A 15,395-nucleotide genomic window follows, 5' to 3' on the forward strand; every position below is an offset into this window, starting at 1 on the left:
CAGGGTACGGCCCCTCTTTCTTCGTAAATACGACCTAAGGTGTGACCTCCGTCACGAACCAGTGCCGATAGCGCCAACACAACTTTACAGATCGTCGTCCGATTGCGAAAATCACACCTTACTAACAAGCATCACATAAGTAAGGGATTACTGTGCCAGACATTCTATTCCCCCAGCAGAACATCGACATCAACACCCTCTACCCCAACGATGAGGACGCCATCAAGGCATTCCTTGCGCGTCACAGCGGATGCTCGACACTCATGGCCAACCGGCCTTACTGTCATCAGGACCCCAGCCCACTCGACCTGGCTATTGTGCAACGGCTACAAGCGATCGACGCCGAGAGCCGCCAGCATCTGGTGTGCGCCATCGATGACTTTGGGGAAGACATTCACACGCTTGCAGTATTTTACGAACGCCTGATCGATGGCCTCAATCTAAACGGCACCAATACGTTGGTTGGCGCAGGCGCCACGACGCGAGCCACTCGCCTGGATCAGTTCCACCGGGCGCTGATAAGCTACCGAGAATCGCTGGTCGCCCTCAACAACCACCGCCGTGTGGGCCGTGTAGCGGCCTCTCAGCGTCGAGCACTGGAGCAAGCGGTACGCAGGGATTTCCAAATACTTCAGGACCAATATCAGGTCGAACTCAAGAAAATCGGCACGCGAAACCACGCCGGTCGCAATCGTGGCAACGCCCTGAGCAGTGCGGAACGCGGCGTTACCTTGGCCAACCGCCGACGCAGCCGAAATCTTTATGTAGACGACCTCCCCGAAGCCCAGCGCCTGCAACGCCTCTCTCAAGGCATCCGCTATGCAGGTAACGGCGTCGTCGCACTCGATGGCGTCAGCCGTATACATGCTGTTCACCGCACCCACCGAGCCGGTGGTAATTGGCAACGCGAAGCCGCCGCTCAGGCAACGGGGTTTGGAGCGGGCGGGGCCGCCGGGCTCGCAGCCGGAAAGGGCGTCGTCATCGCTCTGACAAAAATTGGGTTGGCGGCAACACCTGCTGGTTGGGTCATTCTTCTGGGCGCAGGCATTACTGTGGGCTATTTTGCTGCCACCCAGGCGGATCGCAGTGGCACCTCATTTGCGCGGCGGGTATTCGACCGTTAAGGCCAACAATCATGACGCTAGAGAATTTCTACTTTTGGGCCTTTGGTCTATCTTTTCTAACCTTTGGGCCATCCTGGATACTCTTCGCCCGACTGACCATGGCGCGCATCGAACGCCAGATCGCCCAAGACGGCTACCCACGGCCCTGCCCTTGGGATGGTCCCGGTGGACGGGCGCTTTGGTATGCCTACGCCGTCGGTTTACCCATCGGCTTATTCAATGACGAGAATGACCCCTTTATTAACGTACCCTTGGTGCGCCGTTATGCCACCCCAGCGGATAAAATACGTGGGTTCGTCATGGTGGTGTCGGGCAATATTTTCGTCGTGGTGGCAGTAATAGGTGGTTGGTATTTGGGAATCTGAGGCCTCATCTGACACGCTGAATATCGACCTTTGCCCTCCAGCCGTCCAGCACGTATCATCAAGCGAGCAAATTCTTGCCTAGCCGACTGATACAACATTTTATGCGCGCACTGTTGTTTTTACTCACCTTGGCTCTGGGCGCGGCAGCGATGGCGGCCGAGCAGATAGAGCAAACCCTGGAGCTGGGCATTGGCATCGGCGGGGTCAGCGCGCCGGATTATCGGGGCTCGCGCGAATACCGCCATACTCTCTCACCCATTCCTTACCTGGTTTATCGCGGACGCTTTTTTCAGGCCGACCGGGATGGCTTGCGCGGTGAATTTTTGCGCCACGATCTCTACGAACTCAATATCAGCGCCAGTGCCACGCTGACGCCTGAGAGCCATCGCAACCCCCTGCGTGAAGGCATGCCCAGCATCTACTCCACCCTCGAAATTGGCCCGGCGCTGAACGTCAATGTCACCGGGCAGCTGCTGGAGGAAGGCTGGATGCTGAGTTTACCGGTGCATGCGGTGATTCAGGTGGGCGGACGCCCGGACCCGGTAGGCTGGGTGGCACACCCCCAACTGGTCTACCGCTGGCCGTTTGCAAAGTCCGCACTGACCTATCGTACCGGACTCTATTTTGCCGATCGCCATTACCACCGTCACTATTACGCCGTGGCGGAAGAGTTCGCTACGGACGAGCGGCCCGAGTACAACGTGGGCGGCGGCTACAGCGGTTGGAGCCACCAGTTGGTGTTGAGCCGCAGGACGGAAAACTGGTGGTATGGCGCCTATGTCCGCTACGAAAACCTGAGCGGCGCCGTGTTTATCGACAGCCCCTTGGCGGAAACACGCCATGCCATCGCCAGTGGCGCCGGTATCAGCCGTGTAATTTTTTGAAAAGTCAGCCCAATCGGCTAAACCAAGCCCCGGTTATCCGGTCAGAGCTTCCAAGCGTACACTTCTCCACCCACTCACACAGTAAGGAACCGTGTCATGGTGAAATTACCTCTTGCCCTCAGTATCGGCGCACTGGCACTCGGTGCCAGCCTTGGCGCTCAAGCCTATCAGTGGCCCGCCATCGAGTTTATTTACGGCAACGCTGATCAGGAAACCCGCGGAGACGGCTACCGTATCAGCGAAGATGATATGAGTATGGGCTTGCGCCTGAGCCAGGAGCTGAGTCCCTACGTCGCATGGGAATTGGCCCGGATCAGTTACGGCGATATCAACGATCGCTACCTGGACGGTGACGCGGTCATCAACGAGAACATCCGCACGTCCTCAATCAACTTCGGCTTGCGTGCACAGATTCCCCTGGAGCAGGGTTTCTCGTTGATCGGCCGGTTCGGGCTGGCGAAATGGGATTACCGCATCAGCGAGACTGACAGTGATTTTCCGGGCGATGTGTTGCGTCTGCAGAGTTCAGGCACAGATATCTATTACGGGGTTGGGCTGAAAGTCGACTTCACTCAGAACCTGTTTTTCAACCTGTCTTATGACATTATTGAAATGAATCCGGAGATTCTCGGGGTTGACCTGGAGCACGACGTCAAGCACCTGAACTTCGGCATTGGCTATCGTTTTTAAGCGAAACAGGCGCTATTGAATCCGGTGGGGCTCAAGCTCCACCCGTTCAATTTTGCGCCCGAGCATCAATACCCGGCCCTGATAGCGCTCGGCACCGTTAACCGTGAATTCGAAATAGTAGGCCCGCCACAGCGCCAAGTGCCCCTTTGGGTGACGTTTGACCCACAAACGACGCAAAAAGACACTCTGATCGAGTAACTGCACATTCATCTTCTGGCACTGATAAAGCGCCGCCTGCAGTGCAAATTCCCGGGTTTTTATCGAGCGCACCACACAAAAGCCAAGCAGCGCCAGGGCGCTCAGCCACAATAGGGCTTTAATATCGAGCATGTTACCTTCAAACAAAAAAGCCCCCCGCCAAGCCAGGTATGGCACGGCGCGGTAGCGATACATTGACCCTGCCATTCACAGCAGAGGTATAAGCCGACTAGAGCGGGGTGACGTTTTCCGCTTGCAACCCTTTTTGGCCCTGGGTCACTTCAAAGGTGACCTGCTGGCCCTCTTTGAGTGTTTTTCGCCCTGAGCCATTGATTGAACGAAAGTGAACGAAAACATCGGCGTCGCCCTCGCGGGCGATAAACCCATAACCCTTCTCGTCGTTAAACCATTTAACAACGCCAGACACGAGATCAGACATAGCTTCCTCACGGGGTAGTACCGTGGCCGCGAACGGCCCGTAAATCCGACAGAGCGGACATCACACGCAATACCTCTGCGTCGATTTAAATTAAAGCAGTCCCCATTACAGAGTCAAGCGCGACGGCGCCCCAGACGCTCATGTAAATAAATCGAAAGCGCCACAATCACAATACCCGAGATCATAACGCTGCGTTTGACCCACTCAAAATCCAACCCCTCTTTTGCAAGTTGGTATCCGGCCAAGCCCCAGACGGCACTGGCGAAATAGGCCCAACGCTGCTGCAGAAACACACCCACGGCAACCCCGGCACTGATCAGCGCCAGCATCGCGCCGTAAATACTGACCGCACTCAGGTAGCCGGACGCGACCAGTACCAAAAGCCCAATCAAAACCAGATTGAGCAAACGATCGTACAGGCGGGGGACGGTGTTAGACATAGCAGGCAATACTCCGGATAAAGTGTTGGGTAGTCAGCGACCGGTGGCGCGACGGGCAAACACGCGCTTGAGTGCCGGCAGCCGGTCGACGCCATCAAGACCGACATTGCGCAACCCGATGAGTCGGTGATCACGGCTCCCGAACAGGCGTTTGAAAGCTTCCATGGTCGCGGCCATCGACAGGTTTTCGCCCAGGCGCTGGCGCTGATAGCGGCGGACGACGGAGCCATCGCTGAGCGGGATGCCCCGGCTACAGGCACGCTCGATTTCGGCGGTCATCACACCGACATCATCCAGCCCCAGGTTCACCCCCTGACCCGCCAAGGGGTGAATGGTGTGGGCGGCATCACCGACCAGCGCAACCCCGGCGCGACCATAGCCGAGCGCATGACGCTGGCGCAGGGGAATCGCGAAGCGCTCAGCGCACGTCTCTACGGAACCCAGCCGGTATTCGAAGGCGCGCCCAAGACGCTCGCAGAACGCCGGGTCGTCCAGAGCCATCAGCTCGTCGGCCAGAGACTCGTCCGCCGACCACACAATTGAGCAATAGCGGCTCTGAGCCTCGCCGTTGGCGGGATCGAACAGCGGCAGAAACGCCACCGGCCCGGTGCCCATAAACCGCTGCCAGGCGGTAAACTGGTGGCTGTCGCGCGTGCGCACAGTGGTGACAATACCCTGCTGGCCATAGTCCCATTCGCGTGTGGCCAAACCCGCCAGATCCCGGACTCGGGACTGGGCGCCGTCGGCACCGATCACCAGGGGCGCACTCAACTGCTCACCATTACTGAGGCTTACCCGGGTCAAGCCCTCCCTCCCGCGAGGCAGAACGAGCCGGTCGAGCACCGCAGCCTGGTGCAGCGTGACACCGGACTGGGCCCGCAGAGCCGTGCGCAACGCTCGCACCAGTAAACTGTTTTCGACAATGTGACCCAGATGCTCGGCGTGGATATCCTGAGCGCCAAAATGAATGTGACCCGTGGCCTCACCGTCCCAAACGCGCATATCGGTGTAGGCACAGGCCCGCTCGGCGAGCACGCTCGACCAGACACCCAGATCAGCCAGCAGCCCCTCGGAGCGGTGCGTCAAAGCCACCACCCGGGGATCAAAGTGCTCGCCCTGATAAGCGGCTGGCTGGCCGCTACTGGCCTCCAACACGGCGATGCTGAGCGCTGGTCGGGCTCGGGCTACGGCCAAGGCCAGGCTCGCACCCACCAGGCCGGCACCGACCACGATCAGATCATAGGGCGTGCTCCGGGCCGTCATTGTCGAACCCCTTGTTCGCTGGGCGAATGCCAGCGTGAACGCCGGCCGCCGCGCCCCATGGCCCGGGCGGCAAAGCTGCGGTGGGCCACCGGGACCCAATCCAGCCCCAGCAGGCCCAAATGCCGCAGGGCGGCGTGAGGCAAGCTCTCGGTGGAAAACAGACGCACCAGCTGGTCACTAAAGGCCGTCGTCAGGGCCTGATCCTGCGCCTGGCGCCGGGTGTAGTCTTGCAAGCGTCGCAGCTGGCCGAGCGGTTCGCCCGCGCGCACGCCTTCGCACAAGACTTCGGTCAGGCAGGCGCAATCGCGCAATGCCAGATTGAAACCCTGCCCCGCCACCGGATGCAGCAAGTGCGCGGCGTTGCCCGCAATGACCAGATGTGAACGGACTTGCTCCCGTGCCTGCACCAGGTGCAGCGGATAAGCGTGGCGTTCGCCAAGTTTCTCAAAACGTCCCAGACGCCAACCAAAAGCATTTTGAAGACGTGAGAGACAGTCGGCTTCGGACTCAGCCAGGAGCGCGTCGACACAGCGTCCCGGCTGGGTCCAGACCAACGCAGCACGGCGACCGCTGGGCGAATCCCCCAAGGGTAGCAACGCCAGAGGGCCTTCCGGGGTAAAGCGCTCATAGGCAATGCCGCCGTGGGGCCGGCTCAGGCCAATATTGGCAATCATGGCGGTTTGCGCATAGTCCCGCACGTCGGCCTCTATCCCGAGCGCAGCGCGCAGGGGGGAGTCGGCGCCATCGACCACGATCGCGAGCTGGCAGTCGAGGGACTCGTCGCCTTCGCGGCTCTCCAACTGCAATCGGTAACCCCCGCGCCGGGGGGTGAGGGCCCGCACCGCGACCGGTGCGCGCATGTCCACCTGCGGCTGCGCCTGCAAATGCGCCATCAGCACTTGGCCCAGCCAAGCGTTTTCAACGACATACCCGAGCGCTGGCAGCCCCTGTTCAGCCGCATCAACCTGACTGCCGCCCAGGTGACCCCGGTCGGATATATGCACCCGGGTGATGGGGGTTGCGTGCTGTACGAGGTGCGACCAGAGCCCTAAGTCGTCAAGCAGGGTAGTGCTGCCGTACGCCAGCGCGCTGGCGCGGGCGTCAAAACTGGGCTGATAGCCCTTGGCGCCAGAAGCCTCAGGCAGCGGGTGTGCTTCCAGCAACGTAATCTTCCACTGGGGATTGGCGCTCGCCAGCATCGCCGCCAGACTGGCGCCGACCATGCCGCCACCGACAATAGCGATATCACAGGTAGCTGGGGGTGTGCTCACGGTTCTCGGCCATCAGGGCTTCAATTTCGTCAATGTGTTTGGGCACGTCATCGGTGAGCGACGTGAACCCCGTTGATGTTATAACGACGTCATCCTCGATACGGATGCCAATACCGCGCCATTTTTTGGCGACCTGCTCATTGTCCGGTGCCACATAGATCCCCGGCTCCACCGTCATGACCATGCCCGGCTCCAGCACCCGCCACTGGCCGCCGATTTTGTAATCACCCACATCGTGCACATCCATGCCCAGCCAGTGGCCGATACGGTGCATATAAAACGGTCGGTAGGCCTCGGCTTCGATCAGCGCGTCAACTTCGCCCTCAAGCAGGCCGAGCGCGACCAGTCCCTCAGTGATGGCGCGCACGGATGCTTCGTGGGGCGCGTTCCAGTGGTTGCCCGGTTTGAGGGTATCAAACGCCGCCTGCTGGGCCCCGTACACCACCTCATAAAGGGCGCGCTGCTCGGGACTGAAGCGACCGCTCACGGGAAAGGTTCGGGTGATGTCAGCAGCGTAGCCATTGAGCTCGCAGCCCGCATCGATCAAGACCAGGTCACCGTCTTTGAGCGGCGCACTGTTTTCGATGTAGTGCAGAATGCAGGCGTTTTTACCACCACCCACAATCGAGCTGTAGGCCGGGTGGCGAGCGCCGTGCATGGCAAATTCATGCTGGATTTCGGCTTCGAGCTGATACTCCATCACCCCCGGGCGACAGTAGCGCATTGCGCGAATATGGGCTTGTGCCGAAATCTCACCCGCCGTGCGCATGACCTTGATTTCCGCCGCACTCTTGAACAGGCGCATATCGTGCAGCAAATGGCTCAGATCCAGAAACTCACCCGGCGGCGTTGCGCCGGAACGCACCTTGGCCCGGATGGTATTGACCCAATCCATCACCTGGGCATCAAAATCGCGATCCTTACCCATGCCGTAATAGACCCGCTCACGCCCTTCAAGCAGACCCGGCAGAATCTCATCGATATCGTCAATCGGAAAGGCATCGTCGGCGCCGTAAAGCGCGCACGCCCCCTCCGGACCGGCGCGGTGTCCGTCCCAGATCTCCCGCTCGGGGTTGCGCTCACGACAAAAGAGCACAACCTCGCCGTGCTCGCGCCCGGGCACCAGCGCCAAAACTGCTTCTGGCTCCGGAAAGCCGCTCAGGTACATAAAATCACTGTCCTGGCGGTAGGGGTAGTCAGTATCGCGACTGCGGGTACGCTCTGGGGCTGCGGGCACAATGGCAATACTGTTGGGCTCCATCAATCCCATCAGCGCCTTGCGCCGACGGGCATACTCCTGCTTGGCAATGCGCATAGCGGGTAAACCTCTTACCTTAGTGCAGTGTGGGGGGCTGTTCGTCACCGTCGGCGGATGCAGACTCCCCGGCCGGAGCGCACTCCATATACATACTCATGGCCGCCACCCGAACGTACTCCACAACTTCCATATAGTCCGCCTCTGAGCCGTCCTCGCCGGCGTCGAGCTGAACGATTGCGGCGTAGTCCTGCAGCGCATCGGTGATTTCTTCACCCAGGCTTGCTTCGGAGAATTCACCGGCGCTGCCGAAGCCGGTCAAAAAACCATGACACCACTGACTCAAACCGTGCAGACGCGCACCGATGGTATCGCTGTCGCTGGGCAACACCAACGCGAGCTCAAAATTTCCCGCCTGTAATTGGGTGTGGGTATCCTGATAAAGCTGAGTGAGCGCAGCGCGCACCTGCTCGTCGGGGGCCTGGGTAAAGTCCAACAGCTCGACGGCTTCCAGCAGCCACTCGACGTCGCTCGGGCGAGCGCCACCGGATAACTTGCCGCACAGATGCCCGTGCAATTCAGCGGGGCTGATCAGGCTCCCCAAAGGCGATAACAATTCATCCAGGGCGCGATAGCTCTGGGGCTCGATGACCTGTTCGGACATTACGACCTCGTGCAATACTGATAAAGAAAAGAATTAGCGCATGCTACCATGATTCCCGTCACAAGACTGCCGCCCGGCGCGGGCGCGGGCATTGACCGACATACGGGCGCACAATATAGTAGCCTCTCAACGATCCGCTGGCAGCGACCCTATGACCGAATCCGACGACCTGCTCAATAATCTGGAACAGAAGCTCGATCAATTGCTCGAACGCTGTGAAACGCTGCAGCGCGATAACACCGACCTGCGCGCGCGGGAATCGGAGTGGCAGCGTGAGCGCGTGCGATTGGTCGAGAAGAACGAGCTGGCCCGCGGCCGGGTCGAGGCCATGATTGTGCGCCTTAAAGCCCTGGAAACCGAATAACCCCCCTTGCCGTAGGAGCTACCCGTGGGCAACGAAACCGTCAGCGTACGCATACTGGACAAAGATTATCAGGTCGCCTGTCCACCGGAAGAGCGTCAGGCGCTGCTCGAGTCTGCGCGGCTGCTTGACGAACGCATGCGCGAAATCAAACGCAGCGGCTCAGTCATTGGGCTGGAACGTATCGCCGTGATGGTGGCCCTGAACCTCAGCCACGAACTGATGCAGGCCGAGCAACGCAGCACCGAAGGTATGCGCGAACGCCTCAGCCAGCTCAACTATAAGCTTGACACGGCACTCACCGGTGGCCCCAAGGCCGATAAAGACTGACTATCACGCATCTGAAAAAATCCGATTTGCGTCGCCCCCGGTGACCTGCGTTATACTGGTTCTACCCTGGGATGTTCGCCAGTCGACACAGTCCTTGAGCCGATAAATGTAGCACGGGCAAGGCCTTGATATTTCGGTGAGCATTACCGCAAGACGGGAAGCCTAAAGAGATACTGGCCTCGCCACCTTGAGCCTTTGGGTTCAAGGCCAGATTGACAGCGGCATCTCGGGGCATTTTACGGAGTCTGTAGCATGAGCGATTTCTCGGATCAGGCCGCCAAGCGGCAACTGCGCCGACAGCTCCGGGCCCGCCGCAACACCCTCTCTACACAGCAACAGCGCCGCGCTGCCGACCGCCTGGCACGACACCTCGGTCGCCATCCCTGGCTGATGCGCAGCACCCATATCGCACTGTATCTCGCCAACGACGGCGAACTCGACCCTCAACCACTGCTGGAACGGCTCTGGCTGATGGGCAAGCACGTCTATTTACCCGTGTTACAACCCCTGACGGCGCGCCAACTCTGGTTCGTCCGCTATACCCCCACGACGCCGCTGCGCCGCAATCGCTTCGGCATTGCCGAGCCGGATCCGAAGCGCAGCCCGCGCTTGGCGGCCGAGCACCTGCAATTGGTTCTGCTACCCCTGGTGGGTTTCGACCGGTGCGGCGGACGTTTGGGTATGGGCGGGGGGTTTTACGATACGACTTTCGCCTTCAAACGGCGTCAGCCTGGTCGGGGGCCGGTGTTGCTGGGACTGGCACACAGCTGCCAGGAAGCCCCAGCTCTGCCGATGGCAGGCTGGGACATTCCCTTGGCCGCGATAGCGACCGAAAACGAGCTGATCGTGTGCTAGTCCTGGGTTTGCGCCAGCACAGCCGTATCCGCGCGCTGACCGGAAAAGAAGTCAGACGAGGCGATGGCACTGGCAAAGACGCCGAGGCAAAACACCAGCACGACGACGGTGATAATATCGGTTTTCATGGTAAGCCCTTGTAGGTTTTGGGGCGGTTGTTATGCACCCGCCCCAACACTTATTATTGTTGGCAAAAACCACCAGCAAGCCGCTGGCGTGGGACGACAATGGTTATAATAAATACCATGTGTTATGAGTCAATCACTTTATGGCAGACTTTTCAACCTATTTGTCAAGTTTGTGACGACTATCACGTCAAAAACCGGTGATAGGCGGGATTATCGCGCTCATCCCAGTAAGGGTATCCCAATTGTTCCAGAAATTTGCGGACTTTGGCGTCATCCCCTTCAGGCACCTGCATGCCCACAAAAACCCGCCCGTAAGCCGCTCCGTGGTTGCGGTAATGGAACATGGAAATATTCCAGCGCCCTGCCAATTGGGTGAGAAACGTGTACAGCGCGCCCGGACGCTCAGGGAACTCAAACCGATACACCAGCTCCCGGCCAACCTTGGACGCCCGTCCGCCCACCATGTAGCGCACGTGCAGCTTGGCAAGCTCGTTGTCAGTCATATCCACGACTTCGTAGCCCTGCTCCCCGAGCTCCGCGAGCAACGCCGCCTTGCCCTCGGCATTGCCGCCGAGCTGAACGCCCACAAAAATCTGCGCCGCCTGCTGATCGGCGAAGCGGTAGTTGAATTCCGTGATGTTGTGCCGTCCCAGCGCCTTGCAGAAGTCCTTGTAGGCGCCCGGACGCTCGGGAATGGTTACCGCCAGGATGGCCTCGCGCTTCTCGCCGATTTCGGTGCGCTCGGAGATGTAGCGTAACCGGTCAAAATTGATGTTGGCACCGCAGTCGATGGCGACAAAGGTTTTCCCTTCGCAGCCGCTGGCGGCCACATACTTTTTCAGGCCAGCAACACTGACCGCACCGGCGGGCTCAGCAATGGAGCGGGTGTCCTCAAAAATATCCTTGATCCCGGCGGAAATCTCATCAGCACTGACCGTGATCACGTCATCGACGGTTTTTTTCAGGACCCGAAAGGTCTCCTTGCCGATCTGCGCCACGGCAATGCCATCGGCAAACAGCCCCACCTGGGGCAGGGTCACCCGGCGATTTTTATCCATGGCCGCTTTCAGGCAAGCGGACTCCTCAAACTCCACCGCGATAATCTTCACGTCCGGGCGCACATACTTGACGTAGGCCGCAATCCCGGCACAGAGACCGCCGCCGCCCACGGCCACGAAGATGGCGTCGATATGGCCCGGGTGCTGGCGCAGAATTTCCATGGCGATGGTGCCTTGACCGGCGATCACATCGGGGTCGTCGTAGGGGTGAATATAGGTCAGGCCGCGCTCTTCAACCAGCTTGCTCGCGTGCTTCGAAGCCTCGTCGAAGCTGTCGCCGTGCAGGATGACCTTCGCCCCCCGGGCGCGCACCGCATCGACCTTGATCGGTGGCGTGGTACGCGGCATCACGATGGTGGCTTTCACCCCCAGGTGCTTTGCCCCCATGGCCAACCCCTGGGCGTGATTGCCCGCCGAGGCCGCAATCACGCCGCGCGCGCGCTCTTCCTCGGAGAGTTGCAACAATTTGTTGTAGGCGCCGCGGATCTTGAAGGAAAACACCGGCTGCAGATCTTCGCGCTTGAGCAACACATTGTTGCCGGTACGCTGGGACAAAAGGCGGGCGTGATCCAGCGGCGTTTCGATCGCCAGATCGTAAATACGGGCGTTGAGGATGCGCTTGATGTAGGAGTCGGGCATAGTGTCAGTACTTTCCGGGCTGTCGCTGTCGGGTTTACGCCGGGTGGCAGATGCAGCACATGGTAAACAATTTCCCGCTTGACAGCATCAGAAGCGGGCAACTTTCCGTATAATGGCCGCTTTTTCACTGACCGGCTGCGCGAGGCTAGCATGACTCAAGACCAACTGAAACAAGCGGTTGCCGAAGCCGCTGTCGAGTACATCCGTCCCAAACTCTACCGCGACAGTATTGTCGGCGTGGGCACCGGCTCCACCGCCGCACTTTTTATTGATGAGCTGGGCAAGATCAAAGACGAGTTCAAGGGTGCAGTCGCCAGTTCCGACGCCTCCGCCCGGCAACTCGAAGACCTGGGCATTGAGGTCTACGACCTCAACTCCGTCAACGAACTGATCGTGTATGTGGACGGCGCCGATGAAAGCAACCCGCAACTGGAACTGATCAAAGGCGGTGGTGCGGCACTGACGCGCGAGAAAATCGTGACTGCCGTGGCCAAGGAGTTCATCTGTATCGCCGATGAAAGCAAGTGGGTCCGGGTGCTGGGGGACTTTCCCCTGCCGGTGGAAGTGATTCCCATGGCGCGCTCCTATGTCGCCCGGCAGCTGGTCAAGATGGGCGGGCGCCCCATCTATCGCGAGGGGGTGGTCACCGACAACGGCAATGTCATTCTGGACGTGTACGACTTTGACATCCCCGAGCCCCGCAAAACGGAGACCGCCATCAACCAGATCCCGGGAGTGGTGACCAACGGCCTGTTTGCCTTGCGCCCGGCGGACGTGCTGCTGCTCGGCAGCGCCGACGGGGTCAAGGAAATCCACCCCGGGATGACCTAGACCGACGCACCCATGGCGCACACCTTCGACACCATTGCCATTGCCCACACCGGCTTCAAAGAGAAATTCGGTATTCCCCGGCAGCCGGGCCTGGCGCCCGCCGCCCGGGGACAATTGGAAATTCTGCCGCCCTACGACCAGCCCGAGGCGTTCGATGGGCTGGAACAGTGCAGTCACCTGTGGTTGCAGTTCGTGTTCCACCGGGCCAGCTCCGACCAGTGGCGCCCCCGGGTGCGCCCCCCGCGCCTGGGGGGGCAGAAAAGTCTGGGGGTTTTCGCAACCCGCGCGCCAGTGCGCCCCAACCCCATTGGCTTGTCGGTGGTGCGCTACGAGGGATTGCACAGGCGCGAGGGCAAGCTCTGGCTGGACGTCTCAGGGGTCGATCTGCTCGACGGCACACCGATTCTGGATATCAAGCCCTACGTGCCCTATGTCGATGCGCTGACAGCCGCCGAAAACCGGGTGGCGTCCGCGCCGCCGACACAGCTCCCGATCCGCTTTACCCCGGCCAGCGTTCAAGCCTGCGCCGACTATCACACCGACACCGGCATCGACTTGCACGCCCTGATTGCTCAGGTACTCGCGCAAGACCCGCGACCGCGCTATCAAGCACCGGACCCCGAGCGACGCTACGGGATGCGCCTCTATGATCGAGATGTGCACTGGCACTACCGACAGGCAGCATCAGAACAAGACACGACGTGGGAAATAGAGGTTGTGGACTTGGTGGTGCCGAAAGACAGCCGCTAGCGACGCCAGCGAGCCAGGGCAATCAGTACAAGGCCCAGGAGAATAAGCAGCAGGATGGTCGGTTCGCCCAACCGGGTGGTAAAGCCTTGAGCGTAGGGCAAGGCATCCAAGCCACCTTGCGCCGACGCCGCGCGCCGCTCCGCAATAGACCGGGGGACCTGAGCGTCCAGCCCTGAATCGAAGGTCATGTTCGACCAATCGACGTCCTGCAAGACGTCAGAGTCATCCTTCAAGGGGGCAAGTGGATCCGGTTCCCGTTCAAAAGCCGTAAAATCGCCCTCACCGTGCACCGATGGCGCGACACCGGCAACCAGCAGACTGCACCATAAAAGCGCTTTGATCCGCATGAGCTATACACCTTGGGCGTTTGGAGGAATTTACGTATTCGACGTTTCTAAAGACCATAATGATAACACGCCTGTCAAGTTATCCGACACCCCAGCCCGGCCAAGTTAGTGGGCGGACGACCACAGCCCCTGGAAGCTGTGGTATCATTCGCGTTTTTTACGACTCCCCCAAATCAGGGCCAAAATCCGGGCACCCACCCGCCACCCGTGGGCGCGCGCCCGTCGGCTTTGTCCCCATTCAAAGCGCTATTCTGAGGTCATTCATGAGCAGAGTCTCTCTGGACAAAGACAAGATCAAGTTCCTGCTGCTGGAAGGCGTCCACCAATCGGCAGTGGACACCCTGAACGCGGACGGCTACCACAACATCGAATACCACAAGACCGCTCTGGCCGAAGACGAGCTGATCGAACGCATTCAGGATGCGCATTTTGTCGGCCTGCGCTCACGCACCCAGCTGACCCGTCGGGTACTGGAGAACGCCCCCAAGCTGGTCGCCGCCGGCTGCTTTTGTATCGGTACCAACCAAGTGGATCTGCAGGCCGCCCAGGAGCACGGGGTCGCCGTATTTAACGCGCCTTTTTCCAACACCCGCTCAGTGGCCGAACTGGTATTGGCCGAGGCCATCCTGCTACTGCGCGGTATACCCGCCAAAAACGCGGGCTGCCACCGCGGGGGCTGGGAAAAATCCGCCGTCGGCTCTTACGAAATCCGGGGCAAGACGCTGGGTCTGATCGGCTACGGTTCGATCGGCAGCCAGCTCAGTGTGTTGGCCGAATCCCTGGGCATGAAAGTGTGCTTCTACGATGTGGTCACCAAACTGCCCCTGGGCAACGCCGAGCAGGTCCGCAGCCTGAAGGAACTGCTTTCCAAGGCCGACATTATCAGCCTGCATGTGCCCGAAACCCCGGCCACCAAAAATATGATCGGCACCGCCGAGTTGGCCCAGATGAAGCAGGGCGCGATCCTGATCAACGCTTCGCGCGGTACCGTCATTGATATCGACGCGCTGGCAGACGCCGTCAAAAAGGAACACCTGTCCGGCGCTGCCATCGACGTCTTCCCGGTAGAGCCCAAAGGCAATAATGAAGAGTTCGTCAGCCCCCTGCGCGGGCTCGACAATGTCATTCTGACCCCGCACATCGGCGGCTCCACCGTAGAAGCTCAGGCGAATATTGGCGTGGAAGTGGCCGAAAAGCTGGTGATGTACTCGGACAACGGCACCACCATCAGCTCGGTCAACTTCCCGGAAGTGGCCTTGCCCGGACACCCCGGCGCCCACCGCCTGTTGCACGTGCACGCCAACGTGCCGGGGGTCATGTCGGCCATCAACCGGGTATTTTCCGACAACGATATCAATATTACGGCCCAGTACCTCCAAACCAACGACAAGGTGGGGTATGTTGTATTAGACGTCAACTCCCCCTACAGCGAAAAAGCCCTGGACGAATTACGCCAGATTCCGGGCACGATTCGCTGTCGCGTACTGTTTTAACGAGGTCCCG

General features: G+C 59.9%; 20 protein-coding genes and 1 other RNA gene. 11 read left to right on the forward strand and 10 right to left on the reverse strand.

Annotated elements, in window-relative coordinates; translation table 11 throughout:
* The first annotated feature begins 152 nt into the window (after positions 1-152).
* From DKW72_RS05750 to DKW72_RS05765, 4 genes are all read left to right on the forward strand, one after another.
* On the forward strand, positions 153-1,124 hold the full coding sequence (locus tag DKW72_RS05750; protein WP_111641393.1) for a hypothetical protein: 972 nt from the start codon (positions 153-155) through the stop codon (positions 1,122-1,124).
* Between the two features lie 11 nt (positions 1,125-1,135).
* Positions 1,136-1,489 (forward strand): hypothetical protein, encoded by a 354-nt coding sequence (locus tag DKW72_RS05755; protein WP_111641394.1) that lies wholly within the window; start codon positions 1,136-1,138, stop codon positions 1,487-1,489.
* Between the two features lie 101 nt (positions 1,490-1,590).
* Positions 1,591-2,373 carry a MipA/OmpV family protein gene (locus DKW72_RS05760; protein ID WP_111641395.1) on the forward strand — a complete coding sequence of 261 codons (783 nt, stop codon included), beginning with the start codon at positions 1,591-1,593 and terminating at the stop codon, positions 2,371-2,373.
* 96 nt (positions 2,374-2,469) lie between these two features.
* The gene (locus tag DKW72_RS05765; RefSeq protein WP_111641396.1) at positions 2,470-3,063 is read left to right on the forward strand and encodes an outer membrane beta-barrel protein; all 594 of its coding nucleotides are present in this window, start codon (positions 2,470-2,472) and stop codon (positions 3,061-3,063) included.
* A gap of 12 nt (positions 3,064-3,075) precedes the next feature.
* Here the strand turns inward: DKW72_RS05765 and DKW72_RS05770 are convergent, their stop codons facing one another.
* From DKW72_RS05770 to DKW72_RS05800, 7 genes are all read right to left on the reverse strand, one after another.
* Entirely contained in the window at positions 3,076-3,408 is a 333-nt protein-coding gene (locus DKW72_RS05770) for a DUF3301 domain-containing protein (RefSeq protein WP_232522325.1), read from the reverse strand.
* An 82-nt stretch (positions 3,409-3,490) separates the two neighbouring features.
* A complete protein-coding gene (locus DKW72_RS05775; RefSeq protein ID WP_111641397.1) occupies positions 3,491-3,700 on the reverse strand; it encodes a cold-shock protein in 210 nt (69 codons plus the stop codon).
* A gap of 113 nt (positions 3,701-3,813) precedes the next feature.
* Positions 3,814-4,140 (reverse strand): hypothetical protein, encoded by a 327-nt coding sequence (locus DKW72_RS05780; RefSeq protein ID WP_111641398.1) that lies wholly within the window; start codon positions 4,138-4,140, stop codon positions 3,814-3,816.
* Positions 4,141-4,173: 33 nt separating this feature from the next.
* On the reverse strand, positions 4,174-5,403 hold the full coding sequence (locus DKW72_RS05785) for a UbiH/UbiF/VisC/COQ6 family ubiquinone biosynthesis hydroxylase (protein WP_111641399.1): 1,230 nt from the start codon (positions 5,401-5,403) through the stop codon (positions 4,174-4,176).
* Complete coding sequence (gene ubiH, locus DKW72_RS05790; protein WP_198411238.1) at positions 5,400-6,674, reverse strand: 2-octaprenyl-6-methoxyphenyl hydroxylase; 1,275 nt, start codon at positions 6,672-6,674, stop codon at positions 5,400-5,402. Before ubiH ends, DKW72_RS05785 begins: the two co-directional genes overlap by 4 nt.
* Positions 6,649-7,989 carry a Xaa-Pro aminopeptidase gene (gene pepP / locus DKW72_RS05795; RefSeq protein ID WP_111641401.1) on the reverse strand — a complete coding sequence of 447 codons (1,341 nt, stop codon included), beginning with the start codon at positions 7,987-7,989 and terminating at the stop codon, positions 6,649-6,651. Before pepP ends, ubiH begins: the two co-directional genes overlap by 26 nt.
* 19 nt (positions 7,990-8,008) lie before the next feature.
* On the reverse strand, positions 8,009-8,593 hold the full coding sequence (locus DKW72_RS05800; RefSeq protein WP_111641402.1) for a UPF0149 family protein: 585 nt from the start codon (positions 8,591-8,593) through the stop codon (positions 8,009-8,011).
* Positions 8,594-8,744: 151 nt separating this feature from the next.
* Here DKW72_RS05800 and DKW72_RS05805 point away from each other — a divergent pair, with 151 nt between their 5' ends.
* The 4 genes from DKW72_RS05805 to DKW72_RS05820 all read left to right on the forward strand — a co-directional run bounded on the left by DKW72_RS05805 (position 8,745) and on the right by DKW72_RS05820 (position 10,139).
* Positions 8,745-8,957 (forward strand): TIGR02449 family protein, encoded by a 213-nt coding sequence (locus DKW72_RS05805; RefSeq protein ID WP_111641403.1) that lies wholly within the window; start codon positions 8,745-8,747, stop codon positions 8,955-8,957.
* Between the two features lie 24 nt (positions 8,958-8,981).
* Positions 8,982-9,284: a cell division protein ZapA gene (locus DKW72_RS05810; RefSeq protein ID WP_111641404.1), complete on the forward strand. Its 303-nt coding sequence runs from the start codon at positions 8,982-8,984 to the stop codon at positions 9,282-9,284.
* A 60-nt stretch (positions 9,285-9,344) separates the two neighbouring features.
* A non-coding RNA gene (gene ssrS, locus DKW72_RS05815) (6S RNA) lies at positions 9,345-9,521 on the forward strand.
* Positions 9,522-9,536: 15 nt separating this feature from the next.
* A complete protein-coding gene (locus tag DKW72_RS05820; RefSeq protein ID WP_111641405.1) occupies positions 9,537-10,139 on the forward strand; it encodes a 5-formyltetrahydrofolate cyclo-ligase in 603 nt (200 codons plus the stop codon).
* Here DKW72_RS05820 and DKW72_RS16675 read toward each other — a convergent pair.
* Entirely contained in the window at positions 10,136-10,267 is a 132-nt protein-coding gene (locus tag DKW72_RS16675) for a hypothetical protein (RefSeq protein ID WP_269777883.1), read from the reverse strand. The two genes, DKW72_RS05820 and DKW72_RS16675, sit on opposite strands and share 4 nt — an antisense overlap.
* 182 nt (positions 10,268-10,449) lie before the next feature.
* Positions 10,450-11,964 carry a threonine ammonia-lyase, biosynthetic gene (gene ilvA / locus DKW72_RS05825; RefSeq protein WP_111641406.1) on the reverse strand — a complete coding sequence of 505 codons (1,515 nt, stop codon included), beginning with the start codon at positions 11,962-11,964 and terminating at the stop codon, positions 10,450-10,452.
* A gap of 150 nt (positions 11,965-12,114) precedes the next feature.
* On the opposite strand from ilvA, the gene rpiA reads away from it, so the two are divergent.
* Together rpiA and tsaA are read left to right on the forward strand one after the other, a co-directional pair.
* Positions 12,115-12,795, forward strand: coding sequence for a ribose-5-phosphate isomerase RpiA (rpiA, locus tag DKW72_RS05830; RefSeq protein ID WP_111641407.1), 681 nt, complete (start codon positions 12,115-12,117; stop codon positions 12,793-12,795).
* A gap of 12 nt (positions 12,796-12,807) precedes the next feature.
* Entirely contained in the window at positions 12,808-13,545 is a 738-nt protein-coding gene (gene tsaA, locus DKW72_RS05835) for a tRNA (N6-threonylcarbamoyladenosine(37)-N6)-methyltransferase TrmO (RefSeq protein WP_111641408.1), read from the forward strand.
* Here the strand turns inward: tsaA and DKW72_RS05840 are convergent.
* Positions 13,542-13,892 carry a hypothetical protein gene (locus DKW72_RS05840; protein WP_111641409.1) on the reverse strand — a complete coding sequence of 117 codons (351 nt, stop codon included), beginning with the start codon at positions 13,890-13,892 and terminating at the stop codon, positions 13,542-13,544. The genes tsaA and DKW72_RS05840 overlap by 4 nt on opposite strands.
* Before the next feature lie 263 nt (positions 13,893-14,155).
* Here DKW72_RS05840 and serA point away from each other — a divergent pair, with 263 nt between their 5' ends.
* Complete coding sequence (gene serA, locus DKW72_RS05845; RefSeq protein WP_111641410.1) at positions 14,156-15,385, forward strand: phosphoglycerate dehydrogenase; 1,230 nt, start codon at positions 14,156-14,158, stop codon at positions 15,383-15,385.
* Positions 15,386-15,395: the final 10 nt, after the last annotated feature.

This window comes from Marinimicrobium alkaliphilum, from assembly GCF_003259155.1.
Lineage (GTDB): Bacteria > Pseudomonadota > Gammaproteobacteria > Pseudomonadales > Cellvibrionaceae > Marinimicrobium_A > Marinimicrobium_A alkaliphilum.

Coding starts and splice junctions, on each gene's coding strand:
- DKW72_RS05840 (WP_111641409.1), bottom strand. CDS start 13,892: ATGCGGATCAAAGCGCTTTTATGGTGCAGTCTGCTGGTTGCCGGTGTC.
- DKW72_RS05755 (WP_111641394.1), top strand. CDS start 1,136: ATGACGCTAGAGAATTTCTACTTTTGGGCCTTTGGTCTATCTTTTCTA.
- ilvA (WP_111641406.1), bottom strand. CDS start 11,964: ATGCCCGACTCCTACATCAAGCGCATCCTCAACGCCCGTATTTACGAT.
- rpiA (WP_111641407.1), top strand. CDS start 12,115: ATGACTCAAGACCAACTGAAACAAGCGGTTGCCGAAGCCGCTGTCGAG.
- pepP (WP_111641401.1), bottom strand. CDS start 7,989: ATGCGCATTGCCAAGCAGGAGTATGCCCGTCGGCGCAAGGCGCTGATG.
- DKW72_RS05805 (WP_111641403.1), top strand. CDS start 8,745: ATGACCGAATCCGACGACCTGCTCAATAATCTGGAACAGAAGCTCGAT.
- DKW72_RS05780 (WP_111641398.1), bottom strand. CDS start 4,140: ATGTCTAACACCGTCCCCCGCCTGTACGATCGTTTGCTCAATCTGGTT.
- serA (WP_111641410.1), top strand. CDS start 14,156: ATGAGCAGAGTCTCTCTGGACAAAGACAAGATCAAGTTCCTGCTGCTG.
- DKW72_RS05800 (WP_111641402.1), bottom strand. CDS start 8,593: ATGTCCGAACAGGTCATCGAGCCCCAGAGCTATCGCGCCCTGGATGAA.
- tsaA (WP_111641408.1), top strand. CDS start 12,808: ATGGCGCACACCTTCGACACCATTGCCATTGCCCACACCGGCTTCAAA.
- DKW72_RS05760 (WP_111641395.1), top strand. CDS start 1,591: ATGCGCGCACTGTTGTTTTTACTCACCTTGGCTCTGGGCGCGGCAGCG.
- DKW72_RS05785 (WP_111641399.1), bottom strand. CDS start 5,403: ATGACGGCCCGGAGCACGCCCTATGATCTGATCGTGGTCGGTGCCGGC.
- DKW72_RS16675 (WP_269777883.1), bottom strand. CDS start 10,267: ATGAAAACCGATATTATCACCGTCGTCGTGCTGGTGTTTTGCCTCGGC.
- DKW72_RS05765 (WP_111641396.1), top strand. CDS start 2,470: ATGGTGAAATTACCTCTTGCCCTCAGTATCGGCGCACTGGCACTCGGT.
- DKW72_RS05820 (WP_111641405.1), top strand. CDS start 9,537: ATGAGCGATTTCTCGGATCAGGCCGCCAAGCGGCAACTGCGCCGACAG.
- DKW72_RS05775 (WP_111641397.1), bottom strand. CDS start 3,700: ATGTCTGATCTCGTGTCTGGCGTTGTTAAATGGTTTAACGACGAGAAG.